The organism is Pandoraea sp. NPDC090278, from assembly GCF_044772185.1.
Lineage (GTDB): Bacteria > Pseudomonadota > Gammaproteobacteria > Burkholderiales > Burkholderiaceae > Pandoraea.
This window is the reverse complement of the sequence record NZ_JBIVYJ010000001.1, coordinates 1,703,532-1,721,148: the sequence shown is the minus strand read 5'-3', so window position 1 is coordinate 1,721,148 and position 17,617 is coordinate 1,703,532. Positions and strand designations below refer to the sequence as shown.

The window sequence follows — 17,617 nt, the reverse complement described above, 5'->3', positions numbered from 1 at the left end:
TCATCCCTTTCATCTCCCGGTAGATTGAGCGACGAAGATTCACGTCAGGCCACGTGCGATGGCAAGACGCAGACGCGGGTCGGCTAGAGGACTTCCTCAGCACGAGGCCACGCCTTTGGCGTAATCTTCAAAGCGACTCACGCGTGATATGCCGCATTCCCGGCGACGACGTCGAGTCCTACGACAATCAATTCCGTATCTGGGAGGATGACAATCATGAAGCAGATTTCGAACGCGACGTCGTGGCGACGTCTGGGTGCACATGCGCTCGTCGCAGTAGCGCTGCTGGGCGGTGTCGCGAAGGCGGCGCTGGCTGCCGACGACACGTCGCCGGTCGGTGTGTGGAAGACGATCGACGACAGCACGGGCAAGCCGAAAGCGCTCGTCACGATCACGGAGAAGGACGGTGAGTACGTCGGCGTGATCACGAAGGGTCTTGGTGAGAATGACGATCCGGCGCGCGTGTGTGAAAAGTGCACCGACGAGCGCAAGGGCCAGAAGATGCTCGGCATGCAGATCATCCGTGGCATCAAGAAGGACGGTGACACCTACGGTGGCGGTTACATCCTCGATCCGGAGAACGGCAAGGACTACAAGTGCAAGATGACCGTGACGGACGGTGGCAAGAAGCTCGACGTTCGTGGCTTCATCGGCATTTCGCTGATCGGCCGTACACAGACGTGGATTCGCGAGCAGTAACGCGATAAGTACCACAGGCGCCACAAGCGCCATTGTGAGACGACAAGACCCGGACGACATTGCGCCGGGTCTTTTTCGTTGATGGCGCAGACGTTACGGCGTCGGCGTGGTGTTGTGCATAGGGCGCGCGACGTGGGGTAAGCGGTCGAACAACGAGTAGATCATCTGCAACATCGAATGCCGGGTAATGGCCCCCCGGAAGCCCGAGGTGTTGGGGGCTGCAGGGGTGTCATGCGACGCATGGCGGCCGCGATGGTGCGTGGTGGATGCTTCTGGTGGCAAGGCAACCGGCAACGCGATGCGCTCGCCGATGGGGCGCGGGACCATGATCCGCGCGATCCACGACACCGCATTGCCGACGAGCGGCATGCGCGTCGCGAAATTGATGCCGTTTCTCAGCATTTCCTGAATCACCGAAAGAAGTTCTCCATCGACGTAATACGACTTCACACGCGACCAGGCGGGAACGGCGGCATGCCGCGCGACCGTCTTGTGGTGAAGCCCGGCAGGGTCGAAGGTCACGCCCGTCGAATGTCGCACCACAGATGTTTGCGCCGATGCCAGTCCACCGCCCAGCGAGTGCCCCGTGAACACGAGCTGCTTCGGCGGATAGTGACACGCCAGCGATTTACCCCAACTGATGGCCTCTTCGTACTGCTTGGAGCGCATCCCCAATGCCTGTCGGATGTTGTGCATCCAGTCGACGGAGGCGCGCCCGGTAATGCCCATCTCTGTGCCGCGATCCGCCGCAAGATAGCGCTCGCATAGCTTGTCTTCATACAGCGCACCGAAGAAGCCCGATTGCTTCGGCCCGTTGTCGTCGTGCACGCTGATTCGTCGCACGCGTGTTGGCAAAATCTGTGGGACCGAGTGATCGAAATAGACGTCGTGATTCACGAGGGCGGCCGTGATGTCGTTGCGTTGTTCGATTATCGACGCGGAGAGGCACGTCTTGCCGTTTGCTTCGATCAACGTATCGAGTTCGTCGATGCGCTTCGCGACGGTGACGAGCTTCGCGGTCTGACACGCGGAATCGTGCGCTGCGCTCTCGCCGACGAGTGGTTGCATTTGCGCGAACACGTTGTCGTAGGCCACCGATTCCGGGCAGCCGCAAGGACGCGATATCGAGTCGACGTTGTCAGGTCCTTCGCATGCATGTGCTCGCGCGCCGGACGCCCGTGCTTCCCGACTGGCTTCCCGCCAGGCCTGCATCAGCACACGCATACGCTCGGCCAGCAGATCGCTGGTCGCATCGCCCGTATGAGGGGGACGACCGACTCCCGGGTGGTTAAGCGTACCGATCCGTTGCAGTGAGCGTCGCCGCTGGGCATCGAACGTGCGACGTTCCGCGGCGATGTCTGCCCATTGTGCAGGTGTGTCGTGAACTACGTCGTGGTGAGACTCCGGCGGCGATGTATTGCCGTCAGACGTGTCGAGCGGTTCCCTGCTGGTGTGCGTGTTGCGTGTAGTGAGGGTTGTAAGCGTGGTGAGCGCAGAGGGGAAACGAGTAGGGATGAATGCGCCGGGCAGGATATGCATAGGGGGTTGGGAAACGACGTGAAAGGCGAGCGATTCTGCGCGACGCCTTTGCCCCCGGAAATCAAGAATGGCTCATTTGAAAGTCGCAGCTGCGAGTTTCATGAACATGCGAACGATCGGTTGCCGACGTCAATGCGCTTGACGCCAGATACGACAAAGCCCGGGCAGTGTCGCTTCACTGTCCGGGCGTTGCCGTCCTGCACCGTCGTCAGGGCCTGCACCCTGCGAACGGCTCCCCCTCGCGATCTTCCGGCGGGATCGATGTCCCGTCGATCCCGTCGATTTACTTGCCGCCCAGTCCCCCGAGCAATCCAGTCACTGGGGCCAGCAGACCGCCTGCGCTGCCGGTACTCCCCGAGGCGCCACCGGCAATCGACGTCAGCGGTGCGGTTACCGAACTGAGCAACGTTGTGACGGGAGCGAGCGGATTGCTTGCACCGCTGCCGCCCGTACCCGTCGCACTTGTCACGCTGCCGAGTAGACCCGTGACTGGACTCAGCGGATTGCTGCCGGATGCGCCGCCACCGGCCACACCGCCAAGCAGTCCTGTGAGCGACCCGAGCGGATTGCCCGATGCACCCGATGCGCCACCCAGTCCGCCCAACAATCCGGTGAGCGCGCCGAGCGGATTGCTGCCACCGGCCGTCGTCGGCGTCACCGTCGTATTGCCAACGTTCGCCAGCACGTTACCCAGCGCGTTCGCGCTGCTGCCGTTCGTACTGCCGGAGAGCAGACCGCCTGCGCTCGTGACCGTATTGCCCAGTGCCATCAGCGGATTACTGAGACTCGCGACGACGGCGTTGGGCGCGGCCGCCTTGACCTGTGCGCCCGTCGAGTTCAACGCGCCGCCGAGCGTGCCGAGCAAACCTGCAACCGGTGCACCGAGACCGCTGGCTCCGCCGACGGTTTGCGTCGTCGTGACGAGCGTGTTCGTGATCGGTGTGATGGCGGATGAGAGCATCGAGGTCGCCTGAACGACTTGCGGGCTCGTGAGCGCCTGCGAGAGGGCCTGCCCGCCGGTGACGACGCCTTGGCCGACGGTAGTGACCGTCTGACCCAGCACGCCCGTCAGCGAGCTGATAGGGGTGTTGGCGAGCGGTCCGCTGTTGCCGATGCCCGCTACGCCGCTACCGAGTGACTTGGTGGCGTTGCCGAGATCGGACACGACGCCACCGGTACTCGCGAGCGTGGTGCCGACCGGATTCGCGCCGGACTTGCCGAGTTGACCGAGACCGTCGCCGACGCCTTTGCCGAGATCGGAGACGGCGGTGCCCGTCTGCGAGATCGCGCCGCCGACGCCTTGCGTGACCTGCGGTGACACACCGGGAATGGTCGTGCCCGACACCTGATCGCCGACCGCGCTCACCACCGAGCCGACGGAACTCACGACACCGTTGCTGCTCGCGGTGGGGTTCGTCGGATTGACGGGGTTGGTCGGATTCGTCGGGTTATTCGGGTTCGTGGGATTGGTCGGCGTGTTGGCCGTCGCGCCGCTGCCACCGCCCGAGCTGGAGCATCCGGTAATACCGACTACACCTGCCACAAGTGCCGCGAACAACGTGGGACGCAGAATCTTCGACATGACGTATCTCCTTTCGGTACGGCGCAGTTCGCTTCCACCTGCTTGACCTGCTCGAGCTGCTTGAACTGAGCCGACGGAGGCGGTCATAGCGTTCGTGCGAACGCCATCCGCCCGTCCGCTATTGGGCTTACGACTTCGATGCGTTGCCGCGTCCGCTCGATACCAGACCGGCGATGTCCTGATCGGCCTCGAAGCGCAGACGGAAGGTCTCGCTCTTGAGGGTGCGAATGCTTTGCACCAGGAAGTCGTGAATCGCAGCGAGTTCGCTGTGGTCGTACGCCGCGCTCACTGCGGTGAGCTCACGCGAGACGGACGACAGGAATTGTTCGATCTGTGCGCACTTTTCTTCGATGGGGTGAATCATCACCATGCGACGGTCGTGCGGGTTCTTCTCGCGCTCGACGAAGCCTGCGCGCTCCAGCCGATCGATGACGGTGGTGATGCCACCGGAGCTCACACCCATGAGTTCGGCGAGCTGTCCCGCGGTGATCGATTCGAGTTCGAGAATCAGATCGAGCGCGTTCAGATCGGTGACGTTCAGGCCGAGCTGTTCGGCCAGCGCTGCGTGATAGAGCGCCGTGTACACGGCCAGTCGGCGTCCGAGCGAACGGACGATGCCGGCGACGAGATCGTTACGGTTCGTGTGTCGATCGCTCATGGTGCCATTCGCTCCGTTCGTTGCATTTGTTCCATTGGAGCCGTTAGGCGAAGCGGTGCCGGACTCGGCGCCGAAAGTGTTATGCGTTTGCGGGCCAGCATAGTGACTGCCGGAGCTGCCGGTGTCGCGCATTGCCAGAGGTTCTGCGCCTTGCGGGGCGGATTCGCCATGACCGCGCATCAGAACGCCGGTATCGGAGAGAAAGCGGGCCATGGCATTTCCTTATCGTTTGTTGTTAGGTGTGACGTGGCAGGCGACGAATGACTGAGTGCGCGGTGCCACGTCCTGAAGCGATTGCTGTGATTACTTACCGACGCTGGCGACGCTACCGAGCAGGCTGGTCACCGGGGCGAGCAGCCCCGTCAGGCCACCCGTGGCGCCCGTGCTGCCACCGGCGCTGCTCGTCACGCCCGAGAGCAGGCTCGTGACGGGGGCGAGCGGGTTGCTGCTACCGCTGCTGCCACCGGACGCCGCGCCGCTCAGGCCACCGAGCAGGCTCGTCACAGGCGCCAGCGGGCTGCTGCTGCCGCTGGTACCACCCAGACCGCCGAGACCGCCCAGCAAGCCGGTAACGGAGCCGAGCGGGTTGCTCGCGCTGCCACCGCCTGCGGCCGTGTTGCCGAGGCCACCAAGCAGCGAGCCGAACGCGTTCGTCGAGCCATTCGACGTGGGACCGTTCACTACGCCGCCGAGCGTCGAGACCGTTTTCCCGGTGGCGTCCACCGTGTTGCCGAGTGCGACGACCACACCGTTGTTCGACGTGCCGCCGATTGTCGTGCCGACCTTGCTGACGACGCCGCCGACGGTGGTGATCAGGTTGGACACGGGACCGCCGAGGCCTGTCGTGGCGCCCACGGTGCGCGTGGTGTCGGAGACCATGTTGGTGATCTGGTTGATCCGCTGCGACAGCGTCGAGGTCACTTGCCCGACCGGTCCGGTCGTGGCGAGTGCCTGACCGAGGATCGCGCCACCGGCGATGCCGCCATAGCCTACCGACTGGACGACGCCGCCAAGACCGCCAACCAGCGTGTCGACCGGCGTGTTTTGCAGCGGATTGCCCTTGGTAATGCCCTGGATGCCGCTGCCGAGCGATACGCCTGCGTGGCCGAGGTCCGTCACGGCCGGGGCGACGCCAGCGAGCGTCACGCCCACCGTGTTCCCGTTCGTGCCGGTCTGGCCGAGGCCGCTGCTGACGGCATTGCCGAGATCGGTGACGGCGTTACCCGTGCTCTTGAGTGCACCGCCCATGCCTTGCGACGTTTGCGACGAGACAAGCGGCAGTTGAGTGCTGGCCACCTGATCGCCGAGGGCGCTCACCACGTTGCCAGCCGAGCTGACCACGCCGCCTGCACCTGCGGCCGTCGTGCCGACCGCATTCGGGGTGCCGGTCGTACCGGCCGAGGTGGCGCCGCTGCCGCCGCCGCCGCTGGAGCAACCCGTGAGGGCGATGGCTGCGATGGCGGCCGAAGCGAGCAGAGTGCGTTGAAGTGCGTTGTTCATGATGTCTATCTCCCTTGATCGTTCTGAATATCGGCTGGCGGGGGACCGCTCAATGACGCCGTGTGATGTCGCGAATTGCCTCAGGTACTGCTATTTCCATTTGAGAAACCGTGGCCGCTCGCTGTGATGCCGTTGTGCGCGTGCGGCGTGTTGGGTGAGCCGGATCCGGCCCGGCCCGGTCCGGTGCGTGAGCATCGGTGCGAGGGCCGGATCGCGGCGGTCACAAACTGGCGGTGGAATCGCGCGGGTCATGATCGGTTCGCCTGTCGTTGAAGTCTGTGCGTTGAGCGATGTGTCGACGTTGCCGGTTCAGGTCGCTCGATTACTTCTTGCCGCCGAGCAGACCGCCGAGCAGGCCGGTCACCGGAGCGAGCGGGCCGCCGCTGTTGCTACTGCCCGACGTCGCACCACCGACCGCACCCGTCACCGAGCCGAGCAGCGTCGTCACCGGGGCGAGCACACCGCCCGAAGCCGAGCCGCCAGCACCGGCCGAAGCACCACCGGTTCCAGCCGAGCCGCCTGCGCCTGCCGTGAGCGTGCCGCCGAGGCCGCCCGTCAAACCGGAGACGAGGTTGGTGACCGGGGCAAGCGGGTTGCTGCCCGAAGCACCGCCCGTTGCGCCGCCGAGTGCGCCCGTCAGGCCGGAAACGAGGTTGGTGACCGGGGCGAGCGGGTTGCTGCCCGAGGCCCCGCCCGTTGCACCACCGAGTGCGCCCGTCAGGCCGGAGACGAGGTTGGTGACCGGGGCGAGCGGGTTGTTACCCGAAGCACCACCCGTTGCGCCGCCGAGCGCGCCCGTGAGGCCCGAGAGCAAGCCCGTGACCGGGGCGAGCGGGTTGTTACCCGAAGCATCGCCCGTCGCGCCACCGAGCGTGCCCGTGAGGCCCGAGAGCAAGCCCGTGACCGGAGCCAGCGGGCCGGAGCCCGTGCCCGAGCCGACACCGACCACACCAGACAGGCCGCCGAGCGCTGCGGAGAGCGGAGCGAGCGGGTTGGTGCTCGTCGGCGTGCCGTGGACGAGGCCGCCGAGGCTGGCCACCGTGGTGCCCACACCGGCGACCACGCCGCCGAGATCCTTCGCGACCGGGTTGTTGATCTGACCGCCGAGCTTGGTGCCCACACCGGCCAGACCGCCGCCGACCGTGGCGAGCAGACCGGCGACCGGCGTGCCGAGACCCGTGGCGTTACCGACCGTTTGCGTCGTGTTGGTCACGACCGTCGTGATCGGGGTGATGGTCTTCGACAGGCCCGACGTCAGTTGTTGCACCGGTGCGCTGTTGACCGTGGTCGTCAGCCCGTTGCCGAGTGCGACACCGGCGTCGCCGACCGACGTCACCACGCCGCCGAGCAGCCCGGTGACACCGTTCACCAACGCTACGTTCTTGAGCGGACCGGTTTGACCCAGGCCTGCCACAGCGCTACCCACTTGCTGACCGGCCTGGCCGAGGTTGGTCACGGCACCCGTGACGCCGGTGAGCGTCGGGTTCAGTGCATCGTTGCTCGAACCGAGCTTGCCGAGGCCGTTCGTGAGGCCGTTGCCGATCGACTGCACGGCGTCGCCGGTCTTCACGACAGCGCCGGACAGTCCGCCTTGCGTTTGCGAACTGACGAGCGGCAGGTTCGTGCTGCCGAGGGTCGTGCCCAGATCGCTGACCGTCTTGCCGACTTGCGTGACAACACCCGTGCTGGCGGTGGCGGCTACGACACCGATCGGGTTGGTGGAGGCTCCCGTGCCGCCATTCCCGTTACCGTTGCCGTTTCCATTCCCGTTGCCGTTACCGTTACCGTTGCCATTCCCGTTACCCGAGCCGTTACCTGAACCATTACCCGAACCGTCCGGCACGGTGCCTGCGCCCGAGCCGCCACCGCTGCCGGTGCCCGCCGAGGTGCCGCTGCCGCCACCGTCGCCGAGCGAGCCACTGGTGCCGCCCGAACCGGAGCTGGCGCAGCCGGTCATCGTGACGACGGCGAGAAGAACGGCGGAAGCGAGAAGGTTGCGTTGGATGTTTTTCATGATGGTGTCCTCTGGTCTTTGTCGTATTCAGGCGAGCACGTTTTGTGCTGCCAGTCGGTTGTTCATGCGTTGTGCGATGAGTGCGAACAGGAGCGCGGTGACGGTTGCGCTATCGGGGCCCGTCATCGCATGGGCCGAATTCGTGTTGCTGCTGCGAGCGTTCGCCACGTCGGTCGGTGTGGCGGTGGCGCGTACGCCACCGCCTTCTTCACCGCCCCTCCCTGGGCTTGCGCCTCTACGACCGGTGTCGGCTACAGCCTCGCGCTGCTTCGCCGTGATGCGTTGACGCTCTGCCGAGATGGCTGCTGCGCCGTGCATCGTTTGTTTGGTATTGCCAACGATCATGGTGTCCCTCGTGATCTTTAGCGTTGCGATGCAGGGATATCTGCAAGAGGTGTGCCAACCACAGATCCTGGGTTCGAATAAGCCTTCTAGTTTTTCCGGCAATCGGCTGAAAAGCCTGTATTTATTTGCGTTTCGGAAAACAAGAATCTTTTGGATCGAGATATCTGGACGGCGCGGAGGGAGTGAAAAGTCAGGGTTAACGCCATCGGGAAATGGCGAATAAGCGGGGAAATGGCGTTCCCGTTACGGGGTTCGTTACGGGTAACGTAACGTAACGATTCGGACGTAACGGAACGAAAGGGTTACGAAAGGCGTGGGGAAATGCGTAACGCAAACGAATGAAACGCAGGCGTGGAATTCAGGAGTAAAAGCAAATACATCGAAACGCCTCAGCGGATATTCAGGAGTTCCGGCGATTCGGGTAATGCCCGATCGAACGCAATAGCTAGAAAGCCTTACTAATAGCTAAAGACCCGGTGCTGTCGCACGAGAGGGACGCGATGGGCTGGCGCTAAGTGCCGCGTGGCGTGGGCCTGTTCGTGTGATGAAACGCGATATGGCCACTTTGGAAAAGATGAATAGTTATTTAAATGCGTGCTGAAACCGTGAGTGAGGGGAATTCGCTAATGTGTGTGGCGTCGCACCAATCATGGTTTTCCCTCGCGCACGTTGTATTGCCTAGTTTTGGAGTATTGTTTGATCAACCTGTGTAACGTTTTCTTACATCCGCAGGGGCGATTGGAAGCAAGACTCTAGTTTTTGTGATTTAGTTTAAATTAGCATCAGAAAAAAATAGTACGCGGGTGCAAAGGCTGTGCCAACAGCCAAGGAAATATTGGCGTACAACGTAAAAGAGGTTCGCGAGCCTTGCAGCGCAACGAACCCGAGGCCGAAGTCAAGAGTTGATCAGCGATATGGCGGGATGCCGTCGTCAGACCTTACGGTCGATGGCAGTCCTGCTGTGTGCCAACGGGCGCTTAGCGCCTTTTTGAGGGAGGGTGATATGAAACTCGGAAATCGTTTTCGTCTGTTTGCGCGCGACGAGCGTGGTGTAACGGCGCTTGAGTACGGCATCCTCGCCGCGATCGTCGCGGTGATCATCGGTGGCACCGTTTATACCAACCTGGGCACGACGTTCTCCTCCGTGTTCTCGAAGATTCAGTCGGCGGTCACGGCAGCAGGCGCATAAGGTTCACGTAGTTCGTATCGGAACAACGGCGCTGCGGCGTCATAGAAGAAGTCGGCACAGGTTCCTCGCGTCTGCGTGTTGTAGCGAGGGATCGTGCGGACCATAAGGGGAAGGGCGCGGGTTCACAGACAAGCGCCATCCGGGGTAGTGGGATGCTGTGTTCGCGAGGAAGCGAATCATGCGAGCAAATCGAGTTGGGGCAAGCAGCCGACAGCACAGACTGTCGCGGCAAAAGGGTGTGACCGCGCTGGAGTACGGCATTCTCGCGGCCATCGTGGCGGTCATCATCGGCGGCACGGTCTACACGAACATGAGCAGTGTGCTCTCGAGCGCGTTCAGCACGGTGACGTCGGCGGCCACCTCGGCGGCAACGCATTGAGACGGCATCGACGCTGATGTGTATAGGCGGTTTATATGGTCGGTTTTAAGCGGAACCGAATGCGAGACCTCCTGTGCTGACATTGCTGTGGCTGTTATGTGTGCCGATCGTACTGACCGACCTGATCGCACGGCGTATCCCGAATATCTGGCTATTGTGTGTTGCAGCGCCCGCGCTGGTGTGGCTTGCGTGGCACGCGTGGCACACCGGACCTCATGTGCTGTGGGTCCACGGACTGGGCGCACTTCTGGGATTGATCGTACTGCTACCTTTTTGGTGGCGAGGTGTGATGGCTGCGGGCGACGTCAAGCTGTTTGCGGTGATCGGGTTGATAGCGGGTTATCCCGCGCTGTTGCCGGTGTGGTGTCTGGCCAGCGTGGCGACCGGGTTGCATGCGTTGGTGGTGCTCACCGGTCGTATGAAATGGCTCACGCGACGGCGTGAAGGTTGGATGGCGTCGAGCGTGTGGCAACGAATTCTGCAGTGGCGGGCGGGGCGTGTGGGTTTGCCTTACGGGGCATATCTGGCCGCCGCAGCGCTCGTAGTGCGATGAAGACAGTGAGCGGATGAGGGTGTGAGGGCACCGGCCGTAGGCAGTAGCAAGATCGCTGACCATCGCGAAGTAGGGATGCATCGGAGGTGACGAGTGTTGGCGAAGCCAGCACCGTAATAACGGGAGGCGCGGGCGACGCCGCGCAAATTTGCAGGTTCATGCGTCGCCAGACACGGTCGAAAAGCACCGTGCGCGACGGGGAGTATCGTCATGAAGCGGTCTGGGGCACGGGCAAATTCAGGGTTGCGATGCGTTCGGTCAACACGACCGCGCGGTGTCGCTGCTCTGGAATTCATGCTCATCCTCATGATCCTGCTGCCTGCCTTCTACGTCGCCGTCGCCTTCTCCATCAACATTCTTGCTCGGCAAATGCTCACACAGGCCGCTTCCGAAGCGGGCCGTGCGATGTTGCGCGCCGGCACGATGGCACAGCGTCAGGGCTACGCTACGACGGCGATCAATACCACGCTGACATGGCCTTCGGCGTCGGCCGTCAGCGCGACGTTTCCGGCGGATGCCACGTATCCCTGCCCGGCATCGGGGACCGGCACGGTGTCGCAGTGCATCGTGCACGTGACGCTGACGCTGACTCAGCCGATGACGGTCAACTGGCCGGGGCTCGGCGCGCTGGTGCCGCAAACGGTGATCGGGACGGCGGCCGTGACGCTCGACACGTCGACGCTCGGGGGCAGTTGAGCGAGGGGCTGCACGGGCAGCACACGCATGAAGCAAGTACGAAGTTGGCAACAGGCAGTACCACGAGTGAGGTAACAGGAAGTCGCATCGGATTGATATGCCGCCGGCATGCCGGCGTCCCGCAAGTTGTGACTGAACGGCCGACAGGCCCCAAGCCATGAACAAAGCCACCAAGATTCTTGCTGCTGTGCTGGTTATCGTCGGTGTCGCGCTGGCGCTCTTCGCATTGCGTCTGGGAACGAACAATGCACCTGCGCCGAATGCCACGCCTTCGGCGGTGACCCAAACGCTGACACAGCGCTTCCCGGCCGTGGTGGCGGCTAAGGCGCTGACCCCGGGCAAGCCGATTACGGCCGACGACATCAAGATTGCGCAGTTCGACAGCCAGACGCCGAATGCCTTCGCCAATCCGGCCGACGTTGTGGGCCGGGTGCCGCTCGTCGCACTCGCAGCGGGTGTGCCCGTCACGCAAAACACGCTGGCACGCGGCCTTGCGATGCAGCTCGCCCCCGGCGAGCGCGCCGTTGCTCTTCCGGTGACCGAAACGGTTGGCGTGAGCAACCGCATTCGGCCTGGCGATTTCGTGGACGTCTTCTTCACGATGAAGACGAATCAACCCGCAGGCAGCCCGACGGTCGGCTTGGTGGACGACACGCAAGCGCGCTTGCTGGCGTCGCGTGTGCGCGTGCTGACCTACGGCAACGCCTCGCTCGACGACATCACGCCGCCGCCTGCAGCGCCTACCGTCGCCTCAACGGTCGCGGCAGCGACGGCCAGCGCGCCGCCGCCCCAGCAGGCGGCCGCGCCGCAACCGCCGCCGATGCCTGCGACCTCGGCGGTCGTGGCAGTCCCGATCGAAGACGTCAACCGGCTCGTGCTCGGCGCGCAGCAGGGCAAGATCACGCTCGCATTGCGCAACCCCGCCGACGACACGAAGCCGGATACCTCGCTGTTCCCGCCGACACCGCCCGTACTCGTGAGCAAGGCCGGTCTCGCGGGCGACAACAAGGCCGCACTGAACTCGCCGGAGAACCAGGCTTACGCCGGTATCGCCACGACGGGGCTGGCGGGTGAGCCGCCGCGACGCACGGCGGCAGCACCCTCGCCGCGTGCGCCGGGGAGCGGCGGCGGCGGTGGTGGTGGCACGGTCGAAGTCGTGCGCGGCGCCGAGCGATCTACCGCGTCCTTCTGACCCGAACACATCGAAACGATTTGAATTGAGTGACCTGAATTGAAGTGACGAGCAGATCCGGTGATGTTCGAGCGCGGGGGGCAACCAGTGCGACGAACACCACTTAACCGACACAGTGACCGATACAGCCACGCCATGATCAGAAGCCAGGTTCGCACTGCCAGACGAGAAACCAGACGTGTCACGGGAATGCTGTTTTGTTTTGCTGCGCTGCTCGCGTGCGGCGCGACGGTCGCGGTCCGGATGGCGGATGCCGCCGATACCGCACCTAGTGCAGGGGCTCGTTCGCTGACGCTTGCTGTGCACGAGCAACGCGAGTTGCAGGTCTCGGGCACGCTGGAGCGTGTGGCCGTCGCCGATCCGGAGATTGCGGACATCGTCGTGCTCAAGGGCTCGGGCGGGCGGCGCGGCTCGGTGCTGGTCGTCGGCAAGAAGGCCGGTACGACACAGGTATCGACGTGGCCGCGCGGTGGCGAGGCCACCCGTTGGGAGGTGCACGTGCAGGGCAACCTGCAAAGTGCATTGGGTGACACCGGCACGGCCAGCGTCGACGCGCGCGGCAGTGCGGCCGTCATCAAGGGCCATACGAATACGCTCATCGAACACAGCGGCCTGCAAGCGGCAGCGGTCGATGCGACAGGTAAGGGCGGGGTGGTGGTGGACCGTTCGACGGTCGGGGACACCGGCGTCGTGCAGGTCGACGTCAAGATCGTCGAAGTGAACCGCAATATTCTGAATCAACTGGGGGTGGACTTCACGGCACAGCACAACTCGCCATCGGGCGGATTCGGCGTGATTTCGACACTGGGGACGGCGGCTTTCGGCAGCGGCGGCACGTCGGCGTCGAGCTTCGGTTCGTTCTTCGGCTCGATTACGCGAGGCGCATTCAACCTGTCGGCGAAGATCGATCTGCTGCAGTCGAACGGTTTGGGGCGCGTACTTGCCGCACCGTCGCTGGTCGCCCTGTCGGGGCAGAGCGCGAGCTTCCTCGCCGGTGGCGAGTTGCCGGTGCCGCAGTCGGGGGGATTGGGTACGACGACCATCGTCTACAAGTCGTTCGGTGTGGGCCTGACGGTGACGCCGACGATTCTGTCGCCGAACCGGATTGCGCTGAAGGTCGCGCCGGAGGCGTCCGATCTTGACTATACGAATGCCGTGGTGATTGCGTCGACGCAGATTCCCGCGATCACGACACGGCGCGCCGATACGACGGTCGAACTGGGCGACGGCGAGAGTTTCATCATCGGCGGCCTGATTTCGCGCACGACGACCGCCGCAGTCGACAAAGTGCCGCTGCTGGGCGATCTGCCGCTCATCGGCTCGTTTTTCCGGAATCTGAAGTACAGCAGTACCGAGAAGGAACTGGTCATCATCGTCACACCTCACCTGGTCAAGCCGGTGTCCAGAGACGTGACGCTGCCGCTGCCGGGGGACACCCGGGAGAAGCGGCCGGGGCCGGTGTGGGGCGCGTATTTGATGGGCGTGGCAAGCGACAGCGAACTGCCGGGCTTCTCGAAGTGACCGAAGCGGCATTCGCGCCGGATCGAAGCAGGTTCGACGGCGGCGCTACGGTCTCGGGCGAAGCATCGGCGAAAGCCGGGTTGGGGTAGTAAGGAGTGCACAAATGAACGCACCGACGCGAATACTGGACACCATGACTGAGTTGCATCGCTTTCTTTTTTGCAGCGCACATGCCGGCCACGGACAGTGGCTCTCGGCGGCTTTGCGCGAAGAGGGCGTAGTGCTGCAAGAAGCCGGACGTCCGGCACAGTTGCAGCAGCGCATCGGCGATCTCGATCCGCAGGTCGTGCTGCTCGATTTCTCGGGCGAGCCGACCGGTCATGCCGACGATCCGCCCGATGGCGGCATCGCGCAGGCCACGGAGCTGGCGCAGATGCTCAAACGCGTCGCGCCCAAACTGCCGCTGGTCGCCGTGGGTTCGATGGTGCGCGCCGATGGCATGAAGGCCGCGATGCGCGCAGGCGTCCACGACTTCATCGACATGCATTCGACGCATGAAGAAGCGCTCGATGTCGTGCGTCGCGTGATCGATCACACGCCTACGGCGAGCGTGACGACAGCACCTCAACGCCACGGTCGGTTCATCGTGCTGCTCGGCGCCCGGATCGGTGTCGGATGCAGCACGCTTGCCGCACACCTGTCGCAACTGGGTCAGGAAATGTCCGTCGGCACCGACCCGGACCGAGCGGAGAAGACCGCGAAGGCGGCCAAGGCCAACGCCAACAAGGACGACAAGTTCGACAGCTCGTTGCTCGGCCACGTCGCGCTGCTCGATCTCGGGCTGCCTTCCGGCGACGGTCTGCTGTATCTCAACACGCAAAGCCAGTTCAGCTTCGCCGAGGCCGTGCAGAACTTGCGCCGGTTCGACGAGACGCTTGTGCACACGGCCGTGTCGCACGCGCCGAGCGGTCTGGCCGTGCTGCCGCTGCCGCTCGATCTGGGCGACATGCGTAGCGTGGCGGCGGCCGACGCGCTTGCGCTCACCGACCGCCTGCGCGCCTTCTTCGGTCTGATCGTGGCCGACCTCGGCGGCTTCTCGAATCCGCAGTTCGTGGCCAGCCTCGTGCGCGCGGCCGACGAAGTGTGGCTCGTGGTCGACCAGAGCGTGGGCGCAATCGTCTCGCTCGCGTCGATGCTGCGCGACCTGGAGGAGAAGAGCGTCGAGCGCAGCCATCTGCATCTCGTCCTCAATCGTTACGACCCGCGCTACGGCATGGCGGCCGACCAGATCGCCAAGCGCTTCGACGTGCCGCTGCTCGCCACACTGCCCGACCGGCCGCTCGCCATGCTCTCGGCCACCAACCAGGGCAAGCTGATCATCGACACGGCGCGCAGCGATCCGTACGTGCGCGCGCTGCAACCGTTGGTGGAACGACTGCTCTCCGCACAGCATGCGGGCGCCGCTTCGCACCGCCAGTCGTCGGGTTGGCTGGGCCGATTCATGGGAAAGCACTGATATGACCGACTCCATCGAATTTGCCGACGACAAGCGCGCGTTTGCCAATTCACAGCAGTTTCAGGACATCAAGACCGCTGCGCACGAGCATCTGCTTGCGCGCATCGAAGAACTCGGCGCGGAATTCGGGCGCTGGAGCCGTAGCGCGATCCAGCAGTTTGTCGATCTGGAAATGGACGGCTTCGTGCGGCTTCGCCGCATCCCGATCAACGAGGCGGAGTTGCGTCAGATCTCCGACGCGCTGACCAAGGAGCTGGCTGGCTTCGGTCCGATCGAGGATTTGCTGGCCGATGCGGCGGTGGAAGATATTCTGATCAACGGCTACAACGACGTGTACGTCTCGCGTCGTGGCGTGCTGGCGCGCGAAGCACTTCGCTTCTCGGACAATCAGCACTTGCTGCGCATTGTGCGCCGCATTCTCGCGCCCATCGGGCGGCGTCTGGACGAATCGAATCCGATGGTCGACGCGCGTCTGCCCGATGGTGGACGTCTGAACGTGGTGATTGAGCCGCTCGCCGTCGACGGCCCCGTCGTCTCGATCCGTAAGTTCCGCAAAGACCCACTCAAGCCGTCGGACCTGTTGCAGCTCGGCAGCTTCAACGAAGAGATCTACAACCTGCTCGAGGCGGCGGTGCGCTCGCGTTGCAACATCCTCGTCTCGGGTGGTACGAGCTCGGGCAAGACGTCGCTGCTCAATGCGCTAGCGAGTTTTATCCCGGCGACCGAGCGTGTGGTGACGGTGGAAGACACGGCCGAACTCTCGCTGAACCACCCGCACGTGGTGCGGCTGGAGTCGCGTCAGGGTGGCTTCGACGGCTCCGGGGAAGTGACGATTCGCGACCTGATTCGTAACAGTCTGCGGATGCGTCCCGACCGGATTATCGTGGGCGAAGTGCGCGGCTCCGAAGTGCTGGAAATGATGCAGGCGATGAACACGGGCCACGAAGGCTCGATGGCGACGATTCACGCCAACTCGCCGCGCGAATGTCTCTATCGTCTGGAGATGCTGGCGGGCTTCGCCGGATTCCAGGGCAGCGAGAGCAGCCTGCGCCGTCAGATCACGAGTGCGCTGGACTTCATCGTGCAGATCGGCCGTCTGTCGAGCGGACGCCGACGGATTCTGTCGATCACCGAAGTGACCGGCGTGTCCGATACCGTCATCTCCACACAGGAACTGTTCCGTCACGAGTCGGTGGTTGGACCGGACGGCGAGGAAAAGGACAAGTGGGTCTCGCTCGGGCTTCAACCGCATTCGCCCAAGCTGCAACGCTACAAAGAGCAGACGCGCAATGCGGCGGCCGCCGCGCAGGCGCAGCAAGGCAATGTGCCGCCGGACTCGGGCGGCGGTGGCTTCTTCGGACGCCGTCGATGAACGCCCTCGTGTTGTGGGCCGCATGCATCGCACTGCTGCTGGTGGCAGCGGGGCTGGAGCTGTGGCGTCGCACACATCAGCGCGCACGCGAACAGGCGACCACCGCGTTTCTTGAGCGTCAGCTGGCGCAGAACGCGCCGAAATTCGGGGCTGCCGAGACGGGCGAAGTGCGCGCGCCGCGCCGCAAGTCGTTGCCCTGGGAGTTCTTCTTCGAGCGTGCGGGCGTGCAGCCCGACACGCCGTTCTATCTCATGCTGATCGTGCCCGGTCTCGTGCTGACGCTGGGGTTCTGGGTGTGGGAGGGGCCGCTCTCGGCCATCGTGATTCTGATCGTGTACGCGGTGCTCACTGTGTTGCGCTATTGGCTCAAGGCGTCACGTCGGCATCGCGACATCGTGCGTCAGCTGCCGATCTTTCTCGACGGCATGGTGCGCATGCTGACCGTCGGTAACAGCCTGCCCGCGGCGTTTCAGTCGGCAGCAGGCAATGCCGATCTGCCGCTGCGCGAGTTGCTGGAGCGGGCGGTGCGTCAGGTGCAGGCGGGCGTGGAACTGGACGTCGCGCTCAAGCAGATTGCGCGTGTCTATCAGGTGGATGAGATTTATCTGTTCGCGTCGGTCGTCGATCTGTCGACGCGTTTCGGCGGACGCGCCGACCAGATTCTGGCACGCATGTCGGGCTTCATGCGCGACCGCGAGCAGGCGCAGGCCGAGTTGTTCGCGTTGTCGTCCGAGACGCGCATGTCGGCGTGGGTTCTCGCGGCGCTGCCGATTGTGGTCAGTGCGCTGCTGATGTTGCTGAATCCGAAGTTCTTCGAACCGATGTTCCAGGAGCCTGCGGGCCAGAAGCTGCTGGCTATCGGGCTGGGGCTGGAGGTGTTCGGTGGTTTTGTGCTGTACCGGTTGGCCAAGTCGCTCTGAGC

At 63.9% G+C, this 17,617-nt stretch carries 16 protein-coding genes; 10 read left to right on the top strand and 6 right to left on the bottom strand.

Features of this window, described 5'->3' with window-relative positions; translation table 11 throughout:
• The first annotated feature begins 216 nt into the window (after positions 1-216).
• Positions 217-699: a DUF2147 domain-containing protein gene (locus tag ACIQWO_RS07280; RefSeq protein ID WP_402821162.1), complete on the top strand. Its 483-nt coding sequence runs from the start codon at positions 217-219 to the stop codon at positions 697-699.
• A 93-nt stretch (positions 700-792) separates the two neighbouring features.
• Here ACIQWO_RS07280 and ACIQWO_RS07275 read toward each other — a convergent pair whose 3' ends face one another.
• The 6 genes from ACIQWO_RS07275 to ACIQWO_RS07250 all read right to left on the bottom strand — a co-directional run bounded on the left by ACIQWO_RS07275 (position 793) and on the right by ACIQWO_RS07250 (position 8,337).
• On the bottom strand, positions 793-1,767 hold the full coding sequence (locus ACIQWO_RS07275; RefSeq protein ID WP_402821159.1) for a hypothetical protein: 975 nt from the start codon (positions 1,765-1,767) through the stop codon (positions 793-795).
• 754 nt (positions 1,768-2,521) lie between these two features.
• Positions 2,522-3,820: a collagen-like triple helix repeat-containing protein gene (locus ACIQWO_RS07270; RefSeq protein WP_402821156.1), complete on the bottom strand. Its 1,299-nt coding sequence runs from the start codon at positions 3,818-3,820 to the stop codon at positions 2,522-2,524.
• A gap of 127 nt (positions 3,821-3,947) precedes the next feature.
• Positions 3,948-4,691: a MarR family winged helix-turn-helix transcriptional regulator gene (locus ACIQWO_RS07265; protein ID WP_402821153.1), complete on the bottom strand. Its 744-nt coding sequence runs from the start codon at positions 4,689-4,691 to the stop codon at positions 3,948-3,950.
• A 90-nt stretch (positions 4,692-4,781) separates the two neighbouring features.
• Positions 4,782-5,978: a collagen-like triple helix repeat-containing protein gene (locus tag ACIQWO_RS07260; RefSeq protein WP_402821150.1), complete on the bottom strand. Its 1,197-nt coding sequence runs from the start codon at positions 5,976-5,978 to the stop codon at positions 4,782-4,784.
• A 322-nt stretch (positions 5,979-6,300) separates the two neighbouring features.
• Complete coding sequence (locus ACIQWO_RS07255; RefSeq protein WP_402821147.1) at positions 6,301-7,992, bottom strand: collagen-like triple helix repeat-containing protein; 1,692 nt, start codon at positions 7,990-7,992, stop codon at positions 6,301-6,303.
• Between the two features lie 27 nt (positions 7,993-8,019).
• Positions 8,020-8,337 carry a hypothetical protein gene (locus tag ACIQWO_RS07250; protein WP_402821144.1) on the bottom strand — a complete coding sequence of 106 codons (318 nt, stop codon included), beginning with the start codon at positions 8,335-8,337 and terminating at the stop codon, positions 8,020-8,022.
• A 1,003-nt stretch (positions 8,338-9,340) separates the two neighbouring features.
• On the opposite strand from ACIQWO_RS07250, the gene ACIQWO_RS07245 reads away from it, so the two are divergent.
• From ACIQWO_RS07245 to ACIQWO_RS07205, 9 genes are all read left to right on the top strand, one after another.
• On the top strand, positions 9,341-9,526 hold the full coding sequence (locus ACIQWO_RS07245) for a Flp family type IVb pilin (RefSeq protein WP_046292265.1): 186 nt from the start codon (positions 9,341-9,343) through the stop codon (positions 9,524-9,526).
• Between the two features lie 178 nt (positions 9,527-9,704).
• On the top strand, positions 9,705-9,905 hold the full coding sequence (locus ACIQWO_RS07240) for a Flp family type IVb pilin (protein ID WP_402821141.1): 201 nt from the start codon (positions 9,705-9,707) through the stop codon (positions 9,903-9,905).
• 73 nt (positions 9,906-9,978) lie between these two features.
• Complete coding sequence (locus ACIQWO_RS07235) at positions 9,979-10,458, top strand: prepilin peptidase (RefSeq protein ID WP_402821138.1); 480 nt, start codon at positions 9,979-9,981, stop codon at positions 10,456-10,458.
• 210 nt (positions 10,459-10,668) lie between these two features.
• Entirely contained in the window at positions 10,669-11,154 is a 486-nt protein-coding gene (locus ACIQWO_RS07230; RefSeq protein ID WP_402821135.1) for a TadE/TadG family type IV pilus assembly protein, read from the top strand.
• Positions 11,155-11,311: 157 nt separating this feature from the next.
• Positions 11,312-12,346, top strand: a complete 1,035-nt coding sequence (gene cpaB / locus ACIQWO_RS07225; RefSeq protein WP_402821132.1) for a Flp pilus assembly protein CpaB — start codon at positions 11,312-11,314, stop codon at positions 12,344-12,346.
• A 243-nt stretch (positions 12,347-12,589) separates the two neighbouring features.
• Complete coding sequence (locus tag ACIQWO_RS07220) at positions 12,590-13,867, top strand: type II and III secretion system protein family protein (protein WP_402821900.1); 1,278 nt, start codon at positions 12,590-12,592, stop codon at positions 13,865-13,867.
• Between the two features lie 103 nt (positions 13,868-13,970).
• Positions 13,971-15,323 (top strand): CpaE family protein, encoded by a 1,353-nt coding sequence (locus ACIQWO_RS07215; protein WP_402821129.1) that lies wholly within the window; start codon positions 13,971-13,973, stop codon positions 15,321-15,323.
• A gap of 1 nt (position 15,324) precedes the next feature.
• Positions 15,325-16,695, top strand: coding sequence for a CpaF family protein (locus tag ACIQWO_RS07210; protein ID WP_039397836.1), 1,371 nt, complete (start codon positions 15,325-15,327; stop codon positions 16,693-16,695).
• Positions 16,692-17,615 (top strand): type II secretion system F family protein, encoded by a 924-nt coding sequence (locus ACIQWO_RS07205; RefSeq protein WP_402821125.1) that lies wholly within the window; start codon positions 16,692-16,694, stop codon positions 17,613-17,615. The genes ACIQWO_RS07210 and ACIQWO_RS07205 overlap by 4 nt, the downstream gene beginning before the upstream one ends.
• The last annotated feature ends 2 nt before the right edge of the window (positions 17,616-17,617 follow it).

Bases quoted from the DNA above. Each gene is read 5' to 3' on its own strand.
- ACIQWO_RS07280 (WP_402821162.1), top strand. From the start codon at position 217: ATGAAGCAGATTTCGAACGCGACGTCGTGGCGACGTCTGGGTGCACAT.
- ACIQWO_RS07220 (WP_402821900.1), top strand. From the start codon at position 12,590: ATGGCGGATGCCGCCGATACCGCACCTAGTGCAGGGGCTCGTTCGCTG.
- ACIQWO_RS07265 (WP_402821153.1), bottom strand. From the start codon at position 4,691: ATGGCCCGCTTTCTCTCCGATACCGGCGTTCTGATGCGCGGTCATGGC.
- ACIQWO_RS07260 (WP_402821150.1), bottom strand. From the start codon at position 5,978: ATGAACAACGCACTTCAACGCACTCTGCTCGCTTCGGCCGCCATCGCA.
- ACIQWO_RS07205 (WP_402821125.1), top strand. From the start codon at position 16,692: ATGAACGCCCTCGTGTTGTGGGCCGCATGCATCGCACTGCTGCTGGTG.
- cpaB (WP_402821132.1), top strand. From the start codon at position 11,312: ATGAACAAAGCCACCAAGATTCTTGCTGCTGTGCTGGTTATCGTCGGT.
- ACIQWO_RS07210 (WP_039397836.1), top strand. From the start codon at position 15,325: ATGACCGACTCCATCGAATTTGCCGACGACAAGCGCGCGTTTGCCAAT.
- ACIQWO_RS07240 (WP_402821141.1), top strand. From the start codon at position 9,705: ATGCGAGCAAATCGAGTTGGGGCAAGCAGCCGACAGCACAGACTGTCG.
- ACIQWO_RS07255 (WP_402821147.1), bottom strand. From the start codon at position 7,992: ATGAAAAACATCCAACGCAACCTTCTCGCTTCCGCCGTTCTTCTCGCC.
- ACIQWO_RS07230 (WP_402821135.1), top strand. From the start codon at position 10,669: ATGAAGCGGTCTGGGGCACGGGCAAATTCAGGGTTGCGATGCGTTCGG.
- ACIQWO_RS07215 (WP_402821129.1), top strand. From the start codon at position 13,971: ATGAACGCACCGACGCGAATACTGGACACCATGACTGAGTTGCATCGC.
- ACIQWO_RS07245 (WP_046292265.1), top strand. From the start codon at position 9,341: ATGAAACTCGGAAATCGTTTTCGTCTGTTTGCGCGCGACGAGCGTGGT.
- ACIQWO_RS07250 (WP_402821144.1), bottom strand. From the start codon at position 8,337: ATGATCGTTGGCAATACCAAACAAACGATGCACGGCGCAGCAGCCATC.
- ACIQWO_RS07270 (WP_402821156.1), bottom strand. From the start codon at position 3,820: ATGTCGAAGATTCTGCGTCCCACGTTGTTCGCGGCACTTGTGGCAGGT.
- ACIQWO_RS07275 (WP_402821159.1), bottom strand. From the start codon at position 1,767: ATGCAACCACTCGTCGGCGAGAGCGCAGCGCACGATTCCGCGTGTCAG.